General features: G+C 33.8%; 25 protein-coding genes and 1 pseudogene. 13 read left to right on the forward strand and 13 right to left on the reverse strand.

Features of this window, described 5'->3' with window-relative positions; all coding sequences use genetic code 11:
* Positions 1–651 precede the first annotated feature (651 nt).
* Both CHSO_RS17940 and CHSO_RS25705 read right to left on the reverse strand, forming a co-directional pair.
* Positions 652–2109 carry a hypothetical protein gene (locus CHSO_RS17940; protein WP_045499007.1) on the reverse strand — a complete coding sequence of 486 codons (1458 nt, stop codon included), beginning with the start codon at positions 2107–2109 and terminating at the stop codon, positions 652–654.
* A gap of 512 nt (positions 2110–2621) precedes the next feature.
* A pseudogene (locus CHSO_RS25705) lies at positions 2622–2770 on the reverse strand (IS3 family transposase); the annotation flags it as partial.
* Positions 2771–3028: 258 nt separating this feature from the next.
* Here CHSO_RS25705 and bla point away from each other — a divergent pair.
* The 3 genes from bla (at position 3029) to CHSO_RS17955 (ending at position 5435) form a co-directional block, all read left to right on the forward strand.
* Positions 3029–3919, forward strand: a complete 891-nt coding sequence (gene bla / locus CHSO_RS17945; RefSeq protein WP_045499009.1) for a class A beta-lactamase — start codon at positions 3029–3031, stop codon at positions 3917–3919.
* A 4-nt stretch (positions 3920–3923) separates the two neighbouring features.
* Positions 3924–4961, forward strand: coding sequence for a serine hydrolase domain-containing protein (locus tag CHSO_RS17950; protein WP_144428971.1), 1038 nt, complete (start codon positions 3924–3926; stop codon positions 4959–4961).
* A 261-nt stretch (positions 4962–5222) separates the two neighbouring features.
* Positions 5223–5435, forward strand: coding sequence for a hypothetical protein (locus tag CHSO_RS17955; protein ID WP_045499012.1), 213 nt, complete (start codon positions 5223–5225; stop codon positions 5433–5435).
* 7 nt (positions 5436–5442) lie between these two features.
* Here the strand turns inward: CHSO_RS17955 and CHSO_RS17960 are convergent, their stop codons facing one another.
* Positions 5443–6561, reverse strand: a complete 1119-nt coding sequence (locus CHSO_RS17960; protein WP_045499015.1) for an acyltransferase family protein — start codon at positions 6559–6561, stop codon at positions 5443–5445.
* 186 nt (positions 6562–6747) lie between these two features.
* Between CHSO_RS17960 and CHSO_RS17965 the strand changes: the two genes are divergently transcribed.
* The 5 genes from CHSO_RS17965 (at position 6748) to CHSO_RS25165 (ending at position 10908) form a co-directional block, all read left to right on the forward strand.
* Entirely contained in the window at positions 6748–7809 is a 1062-nt protein-coding gene (locus tag CHSO_RS17965) for a sensor histidine kinase (RefSeq protein ID WP_144428972.1), read from the forward strand.
* The gene (locus tag CHSO_RS17970; protein ID WP_045499018.1) at positions 7802–8497 is read left to right on the forward strand and encodes a LytR/AlgR family response regulator transcription factor; all 696 of its coding nucleotides are present in this window, start codon (positions 7802–7804) and stop codon (positions 8495–8497) included. The genes CHSO_RS17965 and CHSO_RS17970 overlap by 8 nt, the downstream gene beginning before the upstream one ends.
* A 383-nt stretch (positions 8498–8880) precedes the next feature.
* Complete coding sequence (locus CHSO_RS17975; RefSeq protein ID WP_045499021.1) at positions 8881–9438, forward strand: hypothetical protein; 558 nt, start codon at positions 8881–8883, stop codon at positions 9436–9438.
* Positions 9439–9518: 80 nt separating this feature from the next.
* Positions 9519–10223: an ABC transporter ATP-binding protein gene (locus CHSO_RS17980; RefSeq protein ID WP_045499024.1), complete on the forward strand. Its 705-nt coding sequence runs from the start codon at positions 9519–9521 to the stop codon at positions 10221–10223.
* Between the two features lie 196 nt (positions 10224–10419).
* The gene (locus CHSO_RS25165) at positions 10420–10908 is read left to right on the forward strand and encodes a hypothetical protein (protein WP_052480651.1); all 489 of its coding nucleotides are present in this window, start codon (positions 10420–10422) and stop codon (positions 10906–10908) included.
* A gap of 288 nt (positions 10909–11196) precedes the next feature.
* Here CHSO_RS25165 and CHSO_RS17990 read toward each other — a convergent pair whose 3' ends face one another.
* Positions 11197–11997 carry a patatin-like phospholipase family protein gene (locus tag CHSO_RS17990; protein WP_045499027.1) on the reverse strand — a complete coding sequence of 267 codons (801 nt, stop codon included), beginning with the start codon at positions 11995–11997 and terminating at the stop codon, positions 11197–11199.
* A 169-nt stretch (positions 11998–12166) separates the two neighbouring features.
* Here CHSO_RS17990 and CHSO_RS17995 point away from each other — a divergent pair, with 169 nt between their 5' ends.
* Together CHSO_RS17995 and CHSO_RS18000 are read left to right on the forward strand one after the other, a co-directional pair.
* The gene (locus CHSO_RS17995; protein WP_045499029.1) at positions 12167–12745 is read left to right on the forward strand and encodes a TetR/AcrR family transcriptional regulator; all 579 of its coding nucleotides are present in this window, start codon (positions 12167–12169) and stop codon (positions 12743–12745) included.
* 43 nt (positions 12746–12788) lie between these two features.
* Positions 12789–13763, forward strand: a complete 975-nt coding sequence (locus CHSO_RS18000) for a nuclear transport factor 2 family protein (RefSeq protein ID WP_052480652.1) — start codon at positions 12789–12791, stop codon at positions 13761–13763.
* A gap of 98 nt (positions 13764–13861) precedes the next feature.
* On the opposite strand, the gene lpdA is transcribed toward CHSO_RS18000, so the two are convergent.
* Entirely contained in the window at positions 13862–15250 is a 1389-nt protein-coding gene (gene lpdA, locus CHSO_RS18005) for a dihydrolipoyl dehydrogenase (RefSeq protein ID WP_045499032.1), read from the reverse strand.
* A gap of 227 nt (positions 15251–15477) precedes the next feature.
* Positions 15478–15741 (reverse strand): hypothetical protein, encoded by a 264-nt coding sequence (locus tag CHSO_RS18010; RefSeq protein ID WP_045502894.1) that lies wholly within the window; start codon positions 15739–15741, stop codon positions 15478–15480.
* A 399-nt stretch (positions 15742–16140) separates the two neighbouring features.
* Between CHSO_RS18010 and CHSO_RS25170 the strand changes: the two genes are divergently transcribed.
* Together CHSO_RS25170 and CHSO_RS18020 are read left to right on the forward strand one after the other, a co-directional pair.
* Positions 16141–17031, forward strand: coding sequence for a hypothetical protein (locus CHSO_RS25170; RefSeq protein WP_052480653.1), 891 nt, complete (start codon positions 16141–16143; stop codon positions 17029–17031).
* A gap of 238 nt (positions 17032–17269) precedes the next feature.
* Positions 17270–17644, forward strand: coding sequence for a hypothetical protein (locus CHSO_RS18020; protein WP_045499036.1), 375 nt, complete (start codon positions 17270–17272; stop codon positions 17642–17644).
* A gap of 20 nt (positions 17645–17664) precedes the next feature.
* Here the strand turns inward: CHSO_RS18020 and CHSO_RS18025 are convergent, their stop codons facing one another.
* The 7 genes from CHSO_RS18025 to CHSO_RS18055 all read right to left on the reverse strand — a co-directional run bounded on the left by CHSO_RS18025 (position 17665) and on the right by CHSO_RS18055 (position 22058).
* On the reverse strand, positions 17665–18564 hold the full coding sequence (locus tag CHSO_RS18025; protein ID WP_045499039.1) for a TIGR01777 family oxidoreductase: 900 nt from the start codon (positions 18562–18564) through the stop codon (positions 17665–17667).
* A 57-nt stretch (positions 18565–18621) separates the two neighbouring features.
* On the reverse strand, positions 18622–19326 hold the full coding sequence (locus CHSO_RS18030; RefSeq protein ID WP_045499041.1) for a YqjF family protein: 705 nt from the start codon (positions 19324–19326) through the stop codon (positions 18622–18624).
* Positions 19327–19437: 111 nt separating this feature from the next.
* Positions 19438–19899, reverse strand: a complete 462-nt coding sequence (locus CHSO_RS18035; protein WP_045499043.1) for an SRPBCC family protein — start codon at positions 19897–19899, stop codon at positions 19438–19440.
* 29 nt (positions 19900–19928) lie between these two features.
* Positions 19929–20741 carry a DCC1-like thiol-disulfide oxidoreductase family protein gene (locus CHSO_RS18040; protein WP_045499045.1) on the reverse strand — a complete coding sequence of 271 codons (813 nt, stop codon included), beginning with the start codon at positions 20739–20741 and terminating at the stop codon, positions 19929–19931.
* A 6-nt stretch (positions 20742–20747) separates the two neighbouring features.
* Complete coding sequence (locus tag CHSO_RS18045) at positions 20748–21113, reverse strand: hypothetical protein (protein ID WP_045499047.1); 366 nt, start codon at positions 21111–21113, stop codon at positions 20748–20750.
* 178 nt (positions 21114–21291) lie between these two features.
* Positions 21292–21795, reverse strand: a complete 504-nt coding sequence (locus CHSO_RS18050; RefSeq protein WP_045499048.1) for a GbsR/MarR family transcriptional regulator — start codon at positions 21793–21795, stop codon at positions 21292–21294.
* Between the two features lie 125 nt (positions 21796–21920).
* Positions 21921–22058 (reverse strand): RNA polymerase sigma factor, encoded by a 138-nt coding sequence (locus CHSO_RS18055; protein ID WP_232509093.1) that lies wholly within the window; start codon positions 22056–22058, stop codon positions 21921–21923.
* A gap of 394 nt (positions 22059–22452) precedes the next feature.
* On the opposite strand from CHSO_RS18055, the gene CHSO_RS18060 reads away from it, so the two are divergent.
* Positions 22453–23655, forward strand: a complete 1203-nt coding sequence (locus tag CHSO_RS18060) for an aminopeptidase C (protein ID WP_045499050.1) — start codon at positions 22453–22455, stop codon at positions 23653–23655.
* Positions 23656–23727: the final 72 nt, after the last annotated feature.

The following is a 23727-nucleotide window of genomic DNA, read 5'->3' on the forward strand; positions in this document are numbered from 1 at the left end:
TTTTCATTTCTTTAAAACTTTTGCACAAACTTCTTTCTTTTCCGGATATTATCCAGCGTACCATATACAGTTTCTTATAACTAGATCTTATTGCCTCTCCGTAATCAATATTTGTATTTAACCTGAGTTCGGGATAAGACATTTTTGTTTTTAGTAAGGAAGTAAGTAAGCCTGGAGCTGGAAGAGGGAAGTGAGTTGAGGTTAAAAAAACACTTACAACCCTGTAATGTATTATTCCTTTAAAGACTGTTTCATCAAATTTTACGGCAACGTCAGAAATTGTAGCTCCGATAGTAACTTCCAGCCTTTCTCTTCCAGCTTCCAGCCTATTATCCTTAATTTTATGATCCCGAACTCGGGTTAGTTACAAATCAAATTTCTGTCTGATGTCCACTTATAAAGTATTGTTTTTAGAGATCTGTAATGATGTGCAATTTCCTGAACCGCTTAGGTTTCGGTTTTTCTTTTATTATAGCAGGATTGGGATACAGGAGTGTATAAAAGGAACAAATATTGAGAATATATCCTAAAAAATGGTCCTGCAAGAGACCATTTCTTTTAAGCATTAACAGATCATATAAAGATCAATCTTTTATTTTCAGAAAGGCTAGTACAGCCAATCATATATAACTGTATTTTATGATCTGTAGATCAGGAATCCAATCCCTGAAAGAAAGTATATAGATCCTGATCACTGGGCACATTTAGTTTTTTGCGAAGTCTGTATTTTTTCTGCTGAGCAGATTTATGCAGAATAGATATATATGTAGCAATTTCTTTTGAACTGAAATTCAGTTTAATCATAGCACACAGTTGTAAATCGGCTCCTGAAAGATCCTCATTGATATCCAGCAATTTTTCTATAAAATCCGGATACACCTCCTGAAACCGGGCAAGAAAGGAAGAATCATTTCTTTTAGCCAGCATAATAAGGTCACTGAAGCTTTCATTCACCTTATTGGACAGAAGTTCAGTCTGGTTCTTTAAAATATCGGTCTCTTCTTTTAATTTACTTTTTTTGTATTTCAGGTTTTTGTATTTCAGAGTGAAAATAGTCATCAATAATAGTATAAAAAGCGACACCCCAATCAACAACTTTAGCTTAAAGCCTTCAATATCATCCTCTTTTTCAGTCAATAATTTATCAATCAGAAGGTTTACCGTTTCATTTTGATCCTGCGACAGCTTTGTTTTTGCATCAAGGTACTTATTTTCATATTCTCTTTCTTTTCCTTTATCCCCTATCCCTTTATAAGCTTCTGCAATAGACTGATAGATAAAGGGAATATTATATACCCGGTTAGTCTTCAGAAAAACATCCAAAGCTTTCTGATAAAAATCCTTAGATTCCGGATAGTTTTTCAATTCCCTGTAATAATCACCCACAATTCTGTACACCATTCCTTCCTGGGCATCCAGCAAGGGTTTATCTTTTTTTATAAGCTTAAGAGATTTATCAATATAAAACTTTGCAGAATCAAGCTGTTTTGAATAATACAGATGATGTTTGGCAATTAAACTGTTGATCAATGGTGTATTTTCAATTTTCAGTGCTTTGTGAAAATAGATCAGAGATGAATCTATTCTTTTTATTTCGTACAGAAAATCAGCGCGGTTTGCAAAAACCTTACTCAGAAAATATTTTCTTTCATCCTCTTGTGAGCAGCGTTGCGTATAGTACAACGCCTTTGAGTTAAACTGTAAGGCATTTTTATACAGCCCGGTCACTTTGCAGAGCTGTCCATATTCTTGATAAAACTTTGCTTTAAGTGCTGATTTTTTTGATTTCGCCAAGATCAATTCTGCCTTTTTAAGAAATACAAACCCCTTTTTATAGTTCCCGATTGTCGCACATATATTAGATAAATTGATATAGCAAAGAGCTTCCCCGTCCTGATAACCATTCTTTTTTGCTTTCTGCAGATATTCCTCATTAAGCAACATACATTTATCATAATTACCGGCAAGACGCAAAGTTTCATTATCACGAAGCAACGGATAATCGAAATTTTTTGTTGATAGATCTGATCCGGTACAACTGTTCAGAAAAATAAAACAAAATATGCTTATAATAAAATAATTATTCTTCAGAGAGTTAATATCTATCATATTATAAATAATTAATTATAAAACCACCTGACAATATTATGTCATAAGAAAAGTTTAACGAAAATAATAAAACAGCTATACCCTTCAGAAAAAACACATCCTACAAATATACTTCACATGCTTAACTATATAAAAACCAATTCATTAAAAAAAAACAATTATACCAACACCTACATAATGATTAAAGAATAAATTATCCATTTCAGTATGTAAAATTAATTAACCACAATTCGTAAAATAAGGTACTTTTCATATAAAAAAATGAAATAAATAATCTTTTCCAACATCTATTTTAAGTAATAGATTACAACAAAAACAATAAATCTCCCTCTTCATCAATTATAAGATTTGCCAGATACAAAATAATGCAGATCATCTTTTCTATACCCTTTTTACAATGAATGGATAATTTATTTTCGAAATCATAATCCCAATTAAATCAATCTTGTACAGCACAAAACTTACTCAAAATATCATGAGCTTGCTTAATGTACCCAAACAATCGGCAGATATCTGCCTTTACTTAGCTGTTTTTCATAAGTAAAGTTAGTATATTTTTCAACCATCTGAAAATAAACAAATTACCTCTAATAATGTATTGAATCTCTAATTGTGATTTTGTAAATAATCTCCGTTTATATTCGGAGAGAACCTGTCTTATGAATGCTTCAGTGTATTCTTGTGCAGAGGCTGATCTTTTTTTAAATTCATAAGGTTGACTGTTTTTATCGTTTTTTAGTTAACCTTTTTCCGGACAACACACTCCAAAAGCATAATAATCTTGTTATCCAAAACGTCATACGGGTGAGAATACATGAAATATTCATTCATCAATAAAAATACTGATTCCTAACCAAAAGCAATACTGAAAATACATATATTTGGCACTAAAAAATCAATCAAAATAACCCTGTTCAGCATGAGGAAAGAAATTATTTTCACACTATTCATTCTTTTTTTAAGTTTACCGCTTTTCTCACAAACGAAAATATATCCGGACTTAACAAAAACACTTCAATCTATTATTTCAAATAAGAAATCGGACATAGGAATTTCAATTATAGGACCTTATAAAAATAAAATCACTCAAATTAACGGTAACAAGCTTTATCCCATGCTCAGCACAGTAAAGTTTCCTATCGCTTTAACGGTTTTGCATAAGATAGAAAAAGGAGAGCTTTCTTTAGAGCAAAAACTATTCATCAAAAAAGAGGAACTTTTAGAAGATACGTGGAGTCCCTTCAAAAAAGAATATCCTGAAGGTAATATTGAGATCAGTCTGGAGGAAGCAATGAAATGGATGGTTTCTTACAGTGATAATAACCTGACGGATATTCTGCTGAGACTGATCGGCGGCCCTGAAGCTGTTCAAAAGTTCATCAACAATAAAGGTGTTATCATTCAAAATAATGAAGAGGACATGCATAAAGACTGGAAATCCCAGTTTGTGAATAAAATAACTCCCAATGAAGCTATCAAATTGCTTGAAGCATTCTACACCCAGAAAATACTGAATAAAGAACATACAAAATGGCTCTATACAGCCATGCTGAATAATGCTACCGGAACCAAAAGACTTAAAGGCAAGCTCCCTAAAGAGGTGAAAGTTGCTCATCGTACCGGAACCTCATTCACCAATAAAGCAGGAATGACAGGAGCTGTTAACGATTATGGAATTATTGAACTTTCAGATAAAAAAAGAATATACATTGCTGTTTTTGTACATGACACCTATGAAACATTTGAAAACTCAGAAGCCATCATCGCAGATATTGCCAAAGCAACTTATGATTACTATAACAAGAAATAAATTTATGACCAAGACAAAACTATCTTTTACACTGGCAATTACCATATGGCTGTCTGTTGCCTTAAAAGCACAGAAAAACAATTTTTATTTTAAAAAAATTGACAGTATCATAATGACTTCTACCCCTCTGAAATTCAATGGAGTTGTTTTGGTCTCACAAAATGGAAAAGTAAAATTCCTAAAAGCTAATGGATATAAGAATTTTGAAAAAAAAGTTACTCTAAAAACCGACGATCAGTTTGAAGTGATGTCGAACTCAAAGCAGATTACTGCTGTGTTGATCTTACAGGCCGCTGAACAGGGGAAACTTGATCTTCAGACTCCGATAAAAAAATATCTTCCTTCACTTACTCAATCCTGGTCGGATACCGTAACCATACACAATCTTTTGAACCATACCCATGGTATTGTAGATATAGAAAAACCTGTTGCTTTTAAAGCCGGATCACAGTTCAAATATGGGAATTTATCCTATATGCTTCTTGGAGAAATTCTTCAAAATACAACCGGTAAAACCTTCACAGAACTCGCCAACTCTCTTTTCAAAAAGCTAAAGATGGGAAAAACGTTTATTTATAACAGTAAAAATAATCAGGCTCTGGTTTCGGGTTATCGAAGTGAGCATAATCAATTCGAAAAAGTGGAAAGCTCATTTTTAAATGATGGTATAGCTTCAGCAGCCGGAGTTGTTTCTACTGTGGAGGATCTTGCAAAGTGGAACCAGGCATTGTTTAAAGGAAAACTTCTTTCTCCTAGGTATCAAAAGTTGATCCTGACACCGTCTACATCTTCCCAACATAATGTTTTTGGCAAGGAAAATATGGGATTCGGGTATAATATAAGATTCATCAAGGAAGCTGGGCTTGATTATTATGCAGTAACAGGTCTTGGCGATGGCTTTACATGCCTTAATGCATATTTCCCGTCTACAGACACCAGCCTGGTCATTCTTGAAAACCAAATGCCTAAAAACAGTGAACATTGGAGTTTTCAGGAAGCTGCCATCAAAAATATAGTATTGAAAAACATTACTTCCAAATAGTTCTTTTCCTATAAAACTTAAATGTATAAAGGTAGCCTGTATTTCTCAGAGCTGCTTTTTTTTGTTTTTCTCTCGCTGATCTTGGATATTAAGCCCATTTTTTACACAGACAGCTGCGAAATTAGTGATATCTGAGAAATATTTTATTGGAGCACACAGGAGTCTCGAAGATTTTAGAATGAATTCAACCTATCAATATAGTTTCATTTACAAAAATATTTCCACTTCCTTTTTGTATCTTTTCAAAATATACTGGTACAAATGGGAATATCTTTCATTATTTTCATAGTAATTGCCCTGATTGTTTTCTTTATTTTCAGATTAAAGATCTCAAAGCTTCAAAAAGTTTTATGGTCTGTATTGGCTATTATCATTGTCTTCTCCTTGATCATTTATTGGTTTATTCAAGGATTTGAAAGAGGAAGAGATAGACTTGCTCTACCAGATGGAGAACTCAACCAACCTATAAAGTAAAAGGTATTTATTTCCTGAGCTTTAAAATTTTGTCTTTAATCCCTGCAAAAGGCTTTTCAATTAAAACCCTATATAACAAAGCTATTATAAGACATCCTATTAAACAAAATACCAAACATATGGTATCGGAAGTTTCGAGATCAAATCGTTCAAAAAGAGTCTGAACAATATGAATAATCCCTTTGTGGGAAAGATAAACAGCATAAGACAAAGCTGCCAGCTCAGCCGTAATATAGGATTTTCTCTTTGAAAGGAACGATGATGCTGAAACAGCAGACAAAACAATAAAACCATAACTTATTGCCACCAGAGTAAACCCAAATACAGATGCTACCTCCGAAGCCTGTTCATTACAAACCCAAAATGAAATACTCAGCAAGAGTGTCCCCACAAAAAAAATCCTGTTTCCGTTGTGATGAACCATACTTTTAAAACCTGAAGAATATTGCATGCAATAACTGATAAGAACTCCTATTCCCAAACCATCTAATCTTGTATAGGTTGGATAATATATTTTCATATACCATGAACGCCATAATTCCAGAGAATTATGATCTATTCCTGCCACAGATATATTCCAGATTACAAGTCTTATGATTAGAGAAGACATTATGAAAAAGATAATGAGAACAGCAAAGTATTTAAATAGTTTTGAAGACATCACAACCAAAAGAAACAAAGGAAGAACAAGGTAAAACTGCTCTTCAATACACAAAGACCACGCATGAGAAAATGTTCCCTGATTGATCACATCCAATCCGTAATTCTGAGTGAATGTAACAAATTTCCACAAAGGAGGTAACGCTTCCCGCTCCCGGAAAAATGGAATAGTAAAGTACAGAAAGAGAGTAAAAAGATAAGTAGGAATAATTCTGAAAAAACGCTTGATATAAAAGGTCTTTAAACTTATTGATCCTTTTCGGCTTATTTCTTGAAATAATTGTCCTGAGATCAGGAAACCGCTCAATACAAAGAAGAGATCAACTCCAGTCCAGCCAAACTTACCTACCGTATCAATCCATTCAGGATGTTTAAATGCCCTGTAATGAAAAAGTAAAACCAGTACAATTGCCAATGTTCTCAGATGATCTAATCCGTAAAGCCTTTCCGAGCGTTCTGTTATCATATTTTTTTACTGCAAATTTTGATAAAAACAGGAGTCTTTTTCAACAGAAAGTTCAGAAAACAGGAATTCTGATGCCAATGCTAAAATATGCAGTCCAAACTTTAAATGCCCTTATTTATCCTTATTGTATAAGATTTCGCATTACATTGATCAGCCTTATTTTAAGATTTTATATTTTTGAAGATCATGAAAATTGGAGCCCCCACCTATAGTCGACAAAACATATACTTCCAGCTGTTTTTCTGGATCGCCTTGTTTTTGTTTGGAATTGCAAGAACTTATGACGATTACAATGACGGGATCTTTAAACAATTGGTGATGTATAACTTTTGCCATTGGATTTTTCAGATTCTGGCTGCCAATTTTATCTATTATGTCCTAATCTTGCATTTTTTTGACCGGAAAAGATATGTTGAATTCACCTTATATCTTATTCTAAGCTTATACTTTATTTCGGTAGCTAATAGAATTTTTATTGTTGACATTGCTGAACCTTTTTTCACTAATGAACCCAAAGACAGCCTTCTCAGCATCTTTACCGATATCAGGTATCTTTTGTTCCACTATATATTTACTGTCATCAGTGGAGCTTTTATCTTTATTTCAATCATGTTTTTTATGCGGTATAAAGATGAAAAAGAAAACACTATTCAACTGGAAAAGGAGAAGGCTGAACTGGAATTGAAATCCTTAAAATCCCAACTTAATCCTCATTTTCTGTTTAACACCTTGAATAATATCTATTCTCTTTCCATCAGTAATTCAGATAAAACATCCCAATCCATCAGCCAGCTCTCAGATATTCTGGACTACATCCTATACAAAGGACAGAAAAAATGGGTATCTGTTACCGATGAATTGAGTATTATTGATGATTATATTGCCCTGGAGAGCCTGCGTTATGCTAATGAAAGATTAAAAATAACCAAGAAAACAACATTAAATTCTGCCAATTTCATTCCCCCACTACTGTATCTTACTTTAGTAGAAAATGCCTTTAAGCATGGAGCTGGAAAAAGCTCTGAACAAACGGAAATAAAAATAGAACTGGAAACCAATGCTCAACATTCTGTCTTCAGAATTCAAAATACTTATAACGATATTTCAGATCATAATGAAAAAGGAATCGGGCTTCAGAATATTAAACGGCAGCTTGAGCATTATTATCAGAACCATTTTACCTTCCATATCTCCAGAGAAAACAATATTTTTAACGTTGATATAATCACTCCTTCACAATATGATTAACTGTATCATTGTAGATGACGAGCCTTTAGCTGCAACCTTACTGGAAAATCATATTTCCAAAATCGATCATTTAAAGCTGGCAGGTAAAGCAGAAAATGCTTTTGAAGCTTATAAACTCCTTCAACATCAGACTGTAGAGCTGATGTTCCTCGATATTCAGATGCCTCATCTCAACGGAATCGATTTTTTAAAATCCCTTTCTCAGAAACCCAAAACCATTTTTACAACCGCCTACCGGGAATTTGCCATTGAAGGTTTTGAACTGGAAGCTGTAGATTATCTTTTGAAACCCATCACTTTTGAACGTTTTTTCAAATCTGTAGAAAGGATATTGAGAAATATTGATGATTCAAAAGATGATTTTATCATTCTTAAAACAGAGGGAATGCATCGGAAGCTATCTCTAACAGACATCATCTATATTGAAAGTCAGGGAAATGATATCAAAATAACTTTATCTACCAACGAAAACTTTATTTCAAAAAGTAAAATTACAGATCTGGAATTGCTTTTAGCCTCAAAAGGTTTTATAAGAATTCATAGGTCGTTTATCATCAATACTGTATTCGTTACAGCTTTCAACAATAATGAAATTCACCTCAGAGCCCATAAGATTCCTGTGGGGAGAAGCTACAAACAGGAATTTGATCATTTTATATCCACGTTCTCAAAAAACAGGCTTTTATAACTGTTTATAAACACCTTATGAACAAATTCGTTATGTATTCTTATCACTTTTCCCCTTCCAGCTTATCGTTTTAACATTTATTTTAAATATTTTTTAAAGACATTTCTTCAGATTAATTATTTTTATCCTGTTTTTCAATATATTACACAATTCTATTTCCCTAAATACATGATAAACATAAGTGGAAATATTTTTCACAACAAAGGAGTAATAAATTGTTTTACAATCTCTTACACACAGCGAAAACAACCTTTCCCTATCTGTCCATTTCTCATAGATATTAAAAAAAAGTATTACTTTTGCCAGAACGAATAAAATTGCTTTTTAGCCGTTTTATTTGTAAGTTTATGTGCACCAATTTATAAAACATTAAAATTCATTCCATGAGAAAAATAATTCTACTTATTACATGTATGTTCAGTATTTCAGTTTTCTCTCAGATTAAAGTATTGAAAAATGAAAGTTTGGTGGAAATCGGCAAAGACAATTCTGTTGGTTTATATAAAAAAGAAGACAAGTATACTGTCAATTATCAGGATCTGAATACCAGCAACCTGAATACAATCCGAGCTTTTTCATTCCAAAATCTGAACGGAGACGTTTCAGGACTCTATAAACTTATTATGGACGGCTTTATCTCTGCTCCTGAAGAGAATATTGTATTGGAACTTCCTAATGATATCATCGAACTTCATTATGAAAAAAACTATGGCCAACCGACCATGCAGTTTATTCAATACATCAACAAGAACAGAAAATATGTGGGAAAATCACAGTTTTTAACTCAAAAGCAGGTTGATAAAGTATTCGGAAGAACAAACGGCAAGTATGCTATGTATGATAAGGCATCCGGCATCAATCAGGATGGAAAGAAAGGAGGCCCAAGTACGGCTTCCACCACTAATCCGGCTTCCGGAGCTAAGAAAAAAGCAAAAAAATAATTATAATTTATAAATATTGCGAAACTCATTCCATCGAATGAGTTTTTTTATTTTATTTTTGCAGAAAGACATTAAAAATTATGCCGCTTCAGATAAATAATTTAACTAAAAAATTTGGTGAACAGACTGCCTTAAATAATATCAATATTTCTATTGATAAAAATGAGATCATCGGTCTTTTAGGTCCCAATGGTGCTGGAAAATCCACCCTGATGAAATCGATTGTAGGAGCACTGAAAATTGATGAAGGAGAAATTATTTTTAATGGTCTGAATATTTCACAACACGAAATTGAAAGCAAGAAAAAAATAGGTTTTCTACCGGAAAATAATCCGCTATATCTGGAGATGTATGTGAAGGAATATCTTCAATTTGTAGCCAACATCCACAAAATTTCAGAATCTAGAGTTGATGAAGTGATTGAACTGGTAGGAATTACTCCGGAAAAATCAAAAAGAATCAGCCAGCTTTCCAAAGGATATAAACAGCGTGTAGGATTGGCTCAGGCTATTATCCATCAGCCTGATTTATTAATTCTGGATGAACCTACGAATGGACTGGATCCTAACCAAATTCTGGAGATCAGAAACGTGGTAAAAGAAATTGGGCAACAGAAAACAGTTTTACTTTCTACACACATCATGCAGGAAGTGGAAGCACTTTGTTCAAGGGTTATTCTTATTCATCAAGGAAATATTCTTCAGGATTGCCCTATTGATGAATTTAAAGGGAAATTTGACAGTCTGGAAGAGGCTTTCGCGAGCTATACTGCTATCACAAAATAAGAACACTTTCTTAATCAAGAAGATAAAGTACAAGAAAAGTAAGTTTTACTTGATATAGATCCCGACAGAATGACAAAGTATATGGATAAACTAAACTTTATATTTGTCATCCTGTAGGAATCTTAATATGATATCATATATACCATAAAAACGTTAGCAGGATCAATAGCCTATTTTTTCTCTTATCCATAAAACAATGGCTCTATATTTGATGGAGTTTGAACTGTTAACCAATAACCATTACAATATGATTAAGTACTTCCTATTAGGAGCTTTCTCTTTAGCTCAATTCTCATTTGTTTCTGCTAAAGAAACTCCTGAATTTTCAAAAAGCACTACTATTACTTATAATGCTTCTCAACAGGTTCCTAAAACCGTGATTATTAAAACGAAAAAATTTAAGATCAGAATTGATAAGCAGCCTAATGGTAAATACCTGTACCAATCCTGGAATGCCAATGCGAAAATCACGGCTAAACCCAGCATGATTATCAGCGATGGAGAATTAATTCCTGATGGCAGCGGAGGTAATTATTACTTTAATTTCAATAATGATGGTCACAGCTATCAGGTCTGGAGAAACTATCTTACCAACTCTGCAAAAAAAGCACCTTATACTCTTGTTGTGTATGACTCCAATGAACAGGAGGTCGTACGTCAGGACGCACAGGTAGTTAAAAATTAAGGTAATTATATACAATTTTACACTGACCCTAATATTTTACTATTTTAACCCTGTCATTCTGAATACAGGCTGAAGGCCTGCGAACGTAGTTCAGAGGTGAAATGAAGAATTTAAGCCAAATATGAGATTCTTCCTTCGTCAGAATGACAATGGTGTAAAATTGTATATAGACTCCAAAATTAATATAAGGTAAGTTCCGGCAGGAAGCTGGAAGAGAGAAGTTGAATTTTAGTTGTTTTAAGCTACCAACCACCCTCTTCCAAACTCCTGCTTTTTTATTACGGAATGTTATGTTCCGGATTGTCTTAATTTCGTAAGAAAACGGCTGTCTCCATAGCTTTCTTTAGCTGCCTGATAGCCAATATCAAAAATCTGTTCCAAACGGTCTTTTCCACGTTCAAAAGTTCCGTAAGTAGATAGTTTTTGGGAAGAGATAAACCAATCACAGTACTCAAATTTTACTTTCTCTATTCTATAGGACAAAAGATCATAAGAACGGGAAACAATAGCTTTAATAGAGTTCAGGTCTTTAATTTTAGCATCATTGGGTGGTGAAACAAATACCCCGATCAGTTTATCACAGTCGTCTCTGATGATATCTGCCGGAAAATTATTCAGCACTCCCCCATCACAATACATTTCATCTCCGATAATATAAGGAGTGGTAATTCCCGGAATAGAGCACGAAGCAATAATAGCATCTACTACTTCAAAATCTTTATCAAAAATCTTCTGGGTTCCGGTAACCAATTCTGTTGCCACAATCTTCACTTCAATGTCCAGATCCCTCAATTTCATTTCATGAAAAATAGGTTTAAGATAGTTCCTGAAAATGACCGAAGAAACCAATCCCGGTTGGTTGAAAGCAAAATGCTTCCAGTTAAAAAAATAAACGGAATTGAAAAATTCCATAATTTCTTCAGGAGTCTTTCCTATGGCATGAAGGCATCCTACAATAGACCCCGCGCTACAGCAGGAAAGAATGTCTATTTTAATATCTTTTTCATTCAAGAATTTCAATACCCCCGCATGAGCGATTCCTTTAGTACCGCCGCCTGATAAAACAAGTCCTACTCTGTCAAAATTCATAGAATAAATGTAAGAAAACACACGGATATAACCAGGTTAATTTTTATAAATATAATTATTTTAACAGAAAGCAGCCTCAAAAATTCAAATTCTAACGTAAAGACTTCAAGAAATTCAAATAATGATAAATTTAATTTGGAATGATTGGTTTAAATTGTATATTTGCCATATGCCAAGGAATAAAGAATTCGACTATACGGAAAAGCTGGAAGCAGCTCGCCATCTCTTTTGGGAAAAAGGTTATCATGCTACTTCCATGCATGATCTAGTTGATACAATGAAGCTGAACAGGAGCAGTATTTATGATACCTATGGCAACAAACATGACTTATTTTTAAAATGTTTAAATAACTATACTTCGTTTAAGGAAAACCAGTATTTAAAGGCATCAATCTCTCAAAATAAAGGGATGGAAGCCCTCGAATATATTATCCGTGATGTAGTTAAGCAGACTTTAACAGATAATAAAGCATGTCTTGCTGTGAAAACTATTTTTGAAGTGGTTCCCACAGACCCGGAAGCCCAACAGCTTCTTCTGAAAAGTGGTGCATCTTTACAGGCTATTTTAGAAAAAACAATTCTGCAGGCTCAGCTAGATGGAGATATCAAAAGTAAAACTCCCTCAACTGTTATTGCCCGTTACATCCTGTCTTCTTTCAGCAGCTATTGGAGCCATTACAATCTAACTCAGAATAAAAAAGAAGTGATGGAAATGGTCGATTTTTTAATTGAGCAAATCCGGAAATAATTTTTTTATCCAATTCTGGAACGATTGGTTTAAAATAAAATAAATGAAAAACAAAATTATAATAATTACAGCCCTCTTAGTATTGATGGGCATTACAGACATTAAATCTCAACAAACAACAACAATAAAACAACAGAATATTATGAACAAAACAGATTTGGCAGCTCTCCGAAAAAGTAAAGTGAGAACTTATTTTAAAAAGGTGGATGATGGACAATTTGATGAGGAATATTTTAATCTCTATACAGACGATGTAGAGCTATATTATCCTAAATTCGGATTTGAAAAAGGAAAAGAGGGAATCAGGAATTTTGGAAAAACCATTGGTGGTCATTTGCAAAACCTTACTCATGATATTGATGGCTTCAACTATATAATTTCAGATAATACAATTGTAGTAGAAGGAACAGAAAAAGGACTTACACGATCCGGGAAAAAATGGCCGGATTATAGGATTTCTCTTGGTAAATTCTGTAATGTTTTTGAATTTGAAGGGGAATTCATTAAACGTGTGCACATCTATGTAGATCCCGATTTTACTTCCGAAGATGCAGACAGGGTAAAGATTTTCAATAATCCGTTTCGCGATACAAACAAGAGAGCAGTTCCATCAACAAAGGAAGTTTTAGAGGAGCTTTACGCTATTCAATCCGGAAAAAAGGAGGGGAATATTTTAGATTTATTTGCTGAAAATGTAGACTGGGATTTACCAGGTAATAAAGAAAAATTCTCATGGACGGGTAAAAGACAAACAAAGAAAGAGATAGAGGACTTTTTTAAAGAGCTGTACTCTAATATCAAATCAGAAAAGTTCGATATTGATTTCATAGCCATTAATGGGGATAATGCTACTGTTACCGGGCATCTGTCTTCCAACATCCTTGCGTACAACAAGGTATTTACTACCGAGTTTGTAGTCATTTTTAAAGTGGTGGATGGCAAGATTGTAAAATACCATTTTCTGGAAGACAGCTATAAACTAAATGAAGAAATGCAGTTCAGGATTCCTCGTCAATAATAGAATGCTGTCAAAATAAAATTGATTTTCAAATGCCAATTAACTAAACAAGCCCGGATTTCTCCAGGCTTGTTGTTATGTAGTTTCTGTATTTCAGATTAAATATGAATCACTTCTCCGTAAGCAGCAGCAGCAGCTTCCATAATTGCTTCAGAAACTGTTGGGTGCGGGTGGATAGATTTGATGATCTCATGACCTGTAGTTTCTAATTTTCTAGCGACTACAGCTTCAGCAACCATATCTGTTACTCCTTCACCAATCATGTGGCATCCTAACCACTCCCCATATTTAGCATCAAAGATTACTTTGATAAATCCGTCTGTATTTCCGTTTGCAGTAGCTTTACCACTTGCAGAAAGAGGGAATTTACCTACTTTAATTTCGTAGCCTTTTTCTTTAGCCTGCTTTTCAGTAAGACCTACAGAAGCTACTTCTGGGTGGCAGTAAGTACATCCAGGGATATTGCCATAGTCGATTTTCTCAACGTGCATTCCTTTGATTTTCTCAACACAAGTGATTCCTTCCGCAGAAGCAACGTGAGCTAATGCCTGAGTTGGGATGATATCACCAATTGCATAGTAACCAGGTGCTGAAGTTTCATACCATTCGTTGACTAAAACTCTACCTTTATCTGTCTGGATTCCTACTTCTTCTAAACCGATGTTTTCGATGTTAGCAGCAATACCTACCGCAGATAATAAAACATCAGCTTCAAGCGTAATGTTTCCGTTAGCCGTTTTAACGTTCGCTTTTACTCCTTCTCCTGTTGTATCTACGCTTTCTACAGAAGCGTTTGTCATGATCTCAATTCCTGATTTTTTCAGAGATTTCTCTAAGTGCTTAGAGATTTCTTCATCCTCTACAGGAACGATGTTTGGCATAAATTCAACAACAGTTACTTTAGTTCCCATTGTATTATAGAAATCAGCAAATTCTACCCCGATAGCTCCAGAACCTACAACGATCATAGATTTTGGCTGCTCAGGAAGAGATAATGCCTGTCTGTATCCGATTACTTTTTTACCATCTTGCGGTAAGTTTGGTAATTCTCTTGAACGAGCTCCTGTAGCGATAATAATATGGTTAGCAGTATATTCAGCTATTTTACCGTCTTTATCTGTTACAGATACTTTTTTACCTTTCTGTACTTTTGCAGTACCAAGAATTACGTCAATCTTGTTCTTTTTCATTAAGAACTCGATTCCTTTGCTCATTTTGCTGGCAACACCACGGCTTCTCTGAATTACATTCGGGAATTCGAAGCTTGCTTCCACTTTATTTAATCCGTAATCTTCAGCATGGTTGATATAATGAAAAACCTGAGCAGATTTCAATAAAGCTTTGGTTGGAATACATCCCCAGTTAAGGCAAATTCCTCCTAAGTTTTCTTTCTCGATAATTGCGGTTTTGAAACCCAATTGTGCTGCTCTGATCGCAGTAACATATCCACCAGGACCACTTCCAATGACAATAATATCGTAATTCATTACTTTAAAAATTTTTATGCGAATTTAAGGAAAAATATTGGATGTTTCACGTTTCTTCAAATTGATCTTAAAATCCATCAATAAGCCATTTTCATTCAATTTTAAATAAAAAAAGAGAACACAAAAAGCATTCTCTTTCAACAAAAATTATTTTAAACTGTAAACTTCGTAAAATTCTCTTTATAGAATTCTACTCGTCAAATTTTAATAAGTGCAAGAAATCTGTATTATTTCGCTTGTTTAAGCAATCGTTTTTCTGTCTGATATCTTTTATTTAAAGCCTTCATCTGATCTCTTTTCATCTGTTTGGTAGCCAGTGGATGATTTAAGATCAGTTTCTTTTCTGTATTGTATTTTTTATCTAATTCCTGTGCCTTAAGATTGACTAATTCATTTTTTGACGGATGTGGTGGAACAGGCGGATGTTTTTGTGCAAAAGCATTCATGGATAAGCCTACTAATAACAGGGTTGAAATCAAAACTTTTTTCATGATGTTTATATTTTTGAATGAATTCAACTCCTTATTAAATTCATTCAGGTTTGTATTGTAAATGTGCATATATCGTACCAATATTTAATTGTAAAATACAGTATATCTATCCCATTAACAATAATCAGTTATTTAAATATATTCTAAATAAAATAAATTAATTTTATTATTTATTTAAAAAAAATAAATACAAGACAATGATCACGAAATACAATATTTCTATAATAAAAATTATAATAAATTAAATAACTGCACATTATATAAATACCTATTAGCCGATTCAAAGCTTTTAAATATCACAAAATGGAGATTTATAATAAGTTAAATTAAAAATCGTTAACAAAAATCATACAATACTTATTTTTTCCATATTTTTGTAAAAACATTAAAAAAAACAATATGAGAAAATATATTTCAATTTTTTTGTTCGGAGCAGCTGCATTAAATGCACAAGTTGGTATTAATACCGCTACTCCCAATAGTACATTAGCCGTCAACGGATCTTTAAGAGCCGGTTATAAAGAAGTAACTACTACACCTTATACTATTCTGGCTAATGATCATTATATTACCTATAACGGAACCGCCAATGCAACATTTACACTTCCAGTTATCGGAACGGGAACCACAAGTTATACGGGAAGAATTTACAAAATCAAGAACATCTCATCTTCTACCATTACGCTTCAGGCTTCAAGTGGTAACACATTACGAATTGACAATACTCCGGTAGCATCTTTTGTAATTCCTGTGGGAGCTTATGCTGAAGTAGTAAACAACAGCAATACCACTGGCGGTACATGGGACTTATCTTTTACAGTACTTCCTAAACCTAGTAATGTGGAGATTTATGGAGCGCAACTTACAATACCTCCTCATAGTGGCTCAAGTTCACCTATTGCAGACTGGACAAACCACGCCAATGCGTCTTTTGATACAGGAACAGGTACTGATGCCTGGTGGATCATCAGTAAATCCTCAGTAACTTCTGCATTTGGCACAACTGGCCCTAGTACCGGTTATACAAACAGTAGTAGAATGACTCTTGTCTATGAATATCAAGGGCCATCATTTAATGTAAACAATATGTATCCTATCCTTACAGCAGGAAATAACTCCAGCTTTCCGGATGTATTTACGGCTTCTTTTGTAAGTCTTGCCAATGTGGGTGGAAAAACTAGGCTAACAGTATCTGTTGCCCGTGTAGATTTTATGGGAACGAATGCAGGCAATAGCAGTAACTGGGCCGGAACATTCTTATTGAACGTATTATTGGCAAGAAAATATTAAAATACACTGAAAAAATTCGTAGGATCTGCGGTTTGTCATCCAAAAATACTACTCCTTCAATTACGATATTGAAGGAGTTTTTTTCTACACCCCATCCTAACAAAAACAAACATCAGTAATGCTTCTACTAAACTTTTTACATCAATTTTTAGAGAGAATATATCTCAGTATTCTGGATGCTGATTGTAAAGTATTTTTCATACCTTTATTTAGCATTTAATCACAATCCAAAACATCTATGAAAAAAAATATGCTAACCAGAGATAAACTCTGGCTGAAGGAGCCTGAAGATCATGATTTTCCCGCTGCCCAAGACTATCTTGAACTACTTTTCACTCCTGAAGAAGCCCAAAAACTTGTTGAAAAACTAAAAGAAGCCCCTACCATTACCAAAAAATCTAAAGATATTCTTCGTGCCAGCAAACTTGCTTTGCTCCCAGACACCAATATTCATGTTAAGGAGAATCTGAAAAAGGTAGAAAAGAATAAAAAACTTTCTCCCATTCTATTGGTAAGAGGACAGCATGAGCTTATCATCGCTGATGGTTATCATCGTTTATGCTGCAGTTATTATCTTACAGAAGATTTAGAAGTTCCTTGCAGGCTGGTTTAGGATATCATTCTCATTAAAAATTAAAGCTTCGATAAATTAAGCATTGCTTCATCAAAGGTTGGATAAGAAAAGTGAAACCCGCTTTTCATGAGTTTTTCAGGGTAAACGTTACGGCTCTTCAGCAATAATTCGGTTTCTGTGTTCAGAAATATAGAGGCAATCTCCAGCTGCCATACAGGAGCATCAAGCCCAAACGGAGCCTTGAGTTGTTTTCTTAGTTTCCCCATCATAACTTCATTGGATAAGGGAGATGGCGCGGTTATATTAATTACACCTTCCATACTCTCATTTTGAGTAATCCAGTCTATAGCCCTGCAAAAATCATCAATATGAATCCAGCTCACCATTTGATTTCCCCTTCCCTGTTTGCCACCTAATCCTAATTTTGTAATCATTTTCAGTTTTGGAAATGCTCCGCCGTTGTTTCCTAATACAATAGAAGTACGAAGAGCTATTTTTCTTATTCCGTCATGTTGAGTTTTAAAAAATTCTGCTTCCCAACTCTTACAGATATTCATAGAGAAATCATCACCGATAGTTCCGTTCTCTTCAGTATTTAAATGTCTTTCTGAATGTACATAAATCGTTGCAGAACTGGCGTTCAGCCAAATTTTTGGCGGAACAGAACTGCTGTTAACTGCTTCCTGCAATATTTTGGTACTGTTAATTCTTGATGTATAAATTTCTGCTTTATTCTTTTCATGGTAACGGCAGTCAACGGATTTCCCTGTAAGATTGATGAGAACATCAGCATGTTCAAGAATATTTTTCCATTCACCTATTGTTTTAGCATCCCAATAGATTTCGTTTTTACGTTGAGGATTACGAGTCAGGATGTAAACCTGATCGCCTTTTTCAGTAAAATATTTTTCTAAGTTTTGGCCGAGAAATCCGGTTCCGGCAGCGATGATTATTTTCATTTTTGTGAGGTTTATGGGTTTGAAATTCGGGATTCGGGATATGAGGTACAGGTTATTTTAAATGAGATGCTTTTTTGTTTTCACTTCAATTTCTGAACCTTCCGCCAGCATTACCGAAATGGGGTTCTGATGGTTAAGGCACTGAAAGTCTTTTCCATAAATCTTTTGAAAATCGATTTCCAATTGATACTCTTTTACCTGATAACAATCCCATTTGGGGTGACATACTTCATATTCTGAGGTTTTACCTTCTTTTTTGGTAAATCCATAATAATGTTCTGTAATAAATTCAAATTCTGAATCTTTTTCCATCGGTTGTGTTTTATTTTCAGCAGTGATCTGAATAGAATGCCAGCTTTTATCTTTCCATGAATACTGGATCAGCAACTCATCTTCGTGATGACGAATCAGGTTTTTCATCGGCATGGTATGGTAATTTTCTTTATAAACGGAATTAGCAACAAAACTTAACGCAGGTTTAGGAACAATTTCTTTGATAAAAACCACTCCTCTTTTCCATACCCCGTTTTTATTTTTTTTAACATAAAATCTAAGGTTTACTTCTTCAAAATTACGATGGAAGGGAATCGCTAAACCTAATAGTTTTGTATTTAAAAACATAAAGCCAACTACACTTACATAACATTTACCTTTATAAAAATCGAGTTCTGTGCCTTCAGGTAGGTATTTTAACAATATATCAGGATTGATTTCGTAATTGATAATGGCTAATTTTCGCCATTCTGCTTTTAAAAAATTCATGATGCGGGATGTTTGATGGTTTGTTGTTGTGATTTGTTATTGCGTTGGTTGATAGAATTTCATTCTATCCTGGGCTAAATCACCACTTCATGGATGGTTGATTCGTAGGTGTTAGCTGTTGGCTGCTGACTCTGCGATGGCTTTGATGAGTTTGTTTCTTTCCAACAGGAAATTTTTGAGATAGTTTTTCAGGAATATTGTGTTAAATATTCTACCTATTATTCCTAAAGGAGATTCAAAATGAAAGATATCTATCATCAATGTTTTATTATCTACCGTTTTAAAAATATGCTGGTGATGCAGTGATTTGAAAGCTCCTTTCTGCATTTCATCGGTAAACTGATTAGGTTTTTCCATGCTGATAATTTTTGTGGTAAGGGTTTGATATACTCCCAAGTGTTTTGCTCTCCACGTTACGGTTTCATTTTCTTCAATAAGACCGGATGTACGTCCTGCTATTGCTTTTTCATTTGTTTTCGAAGTTGACTGTTGGTGTAAGTCTATATTTCTTGCTAAATCAAAAACTGTTTGAATATCAGCATTAATAAGGGTTTCTAAATAAATTCGGGACATGTCAAAAAAGGATTTTTATTTTATAATCTTTAAATGGTAGTTAAAATAATGACAGCCAAAGCTGTTAATCTGAACAGGATCCATGAAATGGTAGGAAGCATATTCAGTTTTAAGATTCGGCATCTTCTTAAATGTTCCAGGAACATAATGAATACTACAACTCCGAAATAAATGAGATAGAAAATCGGATCAAAATTGGTCAACATAGCAGGAATTAGAAGTAGTGTTCCTAGTAATGAAACAGTCATCATATTTCCGAGATAATCCCAGATTTTATCTTTTAAATACCATTTTAAAAACAGAGTCTGCCAAAGGATCTGTCCTAGGCAAACTCCTAATTCTCTGAAGAAATTTGGTGCTAAACTTACTCCAAACTTTCCTGAAAATATACTTAAAATATAAGCTGAAAACAAAGCCACAAAAATTACATAAGCCAGTCTGTATTTCAGATTAAAATCCGGCACACAAGATTGTTCAGTGTTGTCTTTTCTGGATGGAATAATCTGTTTACGGTTATAGGAAACAAAGGAATATAGTTTTTTAAATAACCAATATAAGGGCTGTATTCTGGCTATTTTTTCTAATAGTGGAAATGAATTTCCAATAATTAGCAGCAAGCTGTCCAAACCATAGGTGACTTTATTATTTTCAGAATCTACCAGTGCTATTTCATTTTTTGCACGGTTAAAATCTACCAGATTTTTATTTCTGACTGATATTTCTGTAAAGGCTTCCCTACCGTCTTTATCAAGCATTCCGCATTTTGTAAAACCTTTGGAATAGATATTACACATTGGGCATTCATTATCGTAGATTAAGGTGTGATTTTTGAGTGTTTTCATCAGAAATTACTTTAAAGATTTATACAGATTATGGTTTTCAAAAACATATAATAAGACCATGAAAGGACTGTAAAAAAATGCCATCATTATAATACAACTGAAAATATCAGTAAGCTGATGATCAGTTCCTATTATTTTCAGTATTACTATAGAAATCCACACAGGTAGTATTGCTATTCCATAGATCAGAAAAAGTGGTGATATTTTGATTTTTAAAAAGATTTTGATTACAAAACTTATTAGCTGAGGAATTCCTACAATAAAGTAAAACAATATCCATCCATCCAACCCTTTGATGATTGTAACAATAAATCCTATTACAATGAAGAAAATCTGTATATAAAGGTCATATTTCGCAAAACTTTTCATCATATTTATTTTAAAGGTTAAGAAAATCTCCCCGTGTTCGTTTGTATTTTGATCGGAAGGTAATGTACATCCAGATCTTAAAGATCAGTGTTTTCATTCTTTAATATTTTAAAAATATTGTATTTTCAATAATTTTTGAAAGTATCATTGAAATAAAAAAGGATTCTCATCCTTCTCTACTCTATTTCAACAGGTTGGTAATCTTACCTACCAGCCAGTGATCATCACTCTTTATGGCTAAATCAATGATATTATTAATCTTTCCGGTTACAGAGCTGAAATCATTCATCAACTTGATAAATTCCTTTGCTTCTTCTGAATCATTATCATCAATAGCTCTTAATTCTTCCAGAAAAGAAATGACAGGTTCAATCTCTCTTTTTCTACGTTCTTTGGTAATTTGCTTGAAAAGATACCATACATCCTTTTCTGCAACGAAGTATTCTTTACGATCTCCTTTTATAAACTCTTTTCTTACAATTCCCCAATCAATCAAAGCACGAAGATTCATATTAGCATTTCCTCTTGAAATTTCCAACTGCTCCATTACCTCATCTGTAGACAATGGTTTTCCACTTGCCAAAAGCAGTGCATGCACCTGTGCCATTGTACGGTTAATTCCCCAATTGGTGGCAAAAGTTCCCCATGTCTGAATATATTTTTCTTTGGCTTCTGAAAGTTGCATTTTGTCTGTACTTTTAATTTATGATACAAATGTAATTATATTTTTTGAATTTTCAATAATTATTGAAAATTAAATATAAAAAATATTGCCCCAAATCATAAAAGGCTGTCTTATAGTTTTTTTGCTTATGCATCAAAGGTGTCGATATTCTGAAGCTGCCCAATTTTTGTGAAGATCTTATAGAAGGTATAGGCCAGTACCTCTTCTATATCTTCATCGTTTTTCAGATAACGCTTGCAGACTGAATAAAGCCTACCTGCCATTTTCTCGTAAACTTTCCGCTGTGCTTTGCGATCGTTACGCTGACATTCCAATAATAATTCTCGTTCCATAGTCAGGAGTTATATTAGTATAGATGCAGAAACTTTGGTTGGGGTTGGAAACATAGTAAACTTTTTTTAAACAAATGAGGCTGTCTCAAAAGTCAAAAAAAATTGACTTTTGTCATTCTGGCACAGGGAAAATATCATTGATAATCAGTCACATAACATTTATCACTACATTTTCGCAGACTTTCAGTCTGTGTTCAGAATACCCCTTTTGAGACAGCCTTATTTCTTTTTACTTCTACAATTTTTTAATTTCTAATTTAACTTTTCCCCTTGTAACAAATCTCTATTATTAACGACTATTAATACAAATAATCTTTTTATAGTAATGAAAAATGCGAAAATTGCATCATTACTTTTTGTTTTGTCTGCAGGAAGTATGATGTTTGCCCAAGATGACTTAATCAACAAATTAAAAAACAATCACTCACAAAATGCTAATTTTCAGTTCACCACGTTAAAGGACGTTGGTGCTACTTCTGTAAAGAACCAGGGTTCATCAGGAACTTGCTGGAGCTACTCAGGAAACTCTTTCCTTGAATCTGAAATGCAGAGAATGGGCAAAAAACCTGTAGATCTTGCTGAAATCTTTACGGCAAGAAATTCTTATCATGATAAAGCGAAATTATATGTTTTAAATAACGGTGCTATCAGTTGGGGTGATGGTGGAGAACTTCATGATGTAATCAACATGTACAAGAAGTACGGAGCTGTTCCACAGGATGTATATTCAGGATTAAAAGCTGGACAGACTACCAACAACTTCAAAGAAATGCAGGGGAAATTAAAGCCAGTTCTTGACAGTCTTGTTCAGGCTTCTTCTAAAGGAAAGCTTACTGACAACTGGATGGATTCTGTAGATACTATTCTTGATGAATACTTGGGAAAAGTACCTGCTAATTTCACATACGAAGGGAAAAACTACACCCCTAAAACTTTTGCTAAAGAAGTAGTAGGAATCAATGCTGAGGATTATGTAGAATTATCTTCTTACAAAGATTATGCTTATTACCAAAAATTTGTAGTTCCAATTCCTGACAACTGGAGCCATGATTCTGACTGGAATGTACCCATGAAAGACCTTACTACAATCATTGATAATGCTGTCACAAAAGGGTATTCTGTAGGTTGGGCTACTGACGTTTCCGAGCCTTATTTTTCTTATAAAAACGGGGTAGCTTATGTTCCGGACATGGATTTAGACCAAATCAATGCAGAGAACAAGCAGGCTTTGTTTACAGAGCCTAAAAAAGATAAAACGATCACGGAAGATATGCGTCAGAAAGGCCTTAACAATCTATCTACAACTGATGATCATGGTATGCATATCGTTGGATTGGCTAAAGATCAAACGGGTAAAGAATATTATATGGTAAAAAACTCTTGGGGAGTAACGAATGACTTTGCAGGATATCTTTATGTAACAAGACCATATGTTGAATATAAATCAACTGCTATTTTGGTTCACAAAAATGCGATTCCAAAAAGTATTTTAAAACAGTTAAAACCAACTAAAAATATTGGTTTATAAGGAAATCACTTCTGTCATTTTGATATGACAGTTTTAGATATTTAAATCTGTTAAAAAACGCGCTCCCAATAT

This window comes from Chryseobacterium sp. StRB126 (assembly GCF_000829375.1).
Taxonomy (GTDB): domain Bacteria; phylum Bacteroidota; class Bacteroidia; order Flavobacteriales; family Weeksellaceae; genus Chryseobacterium.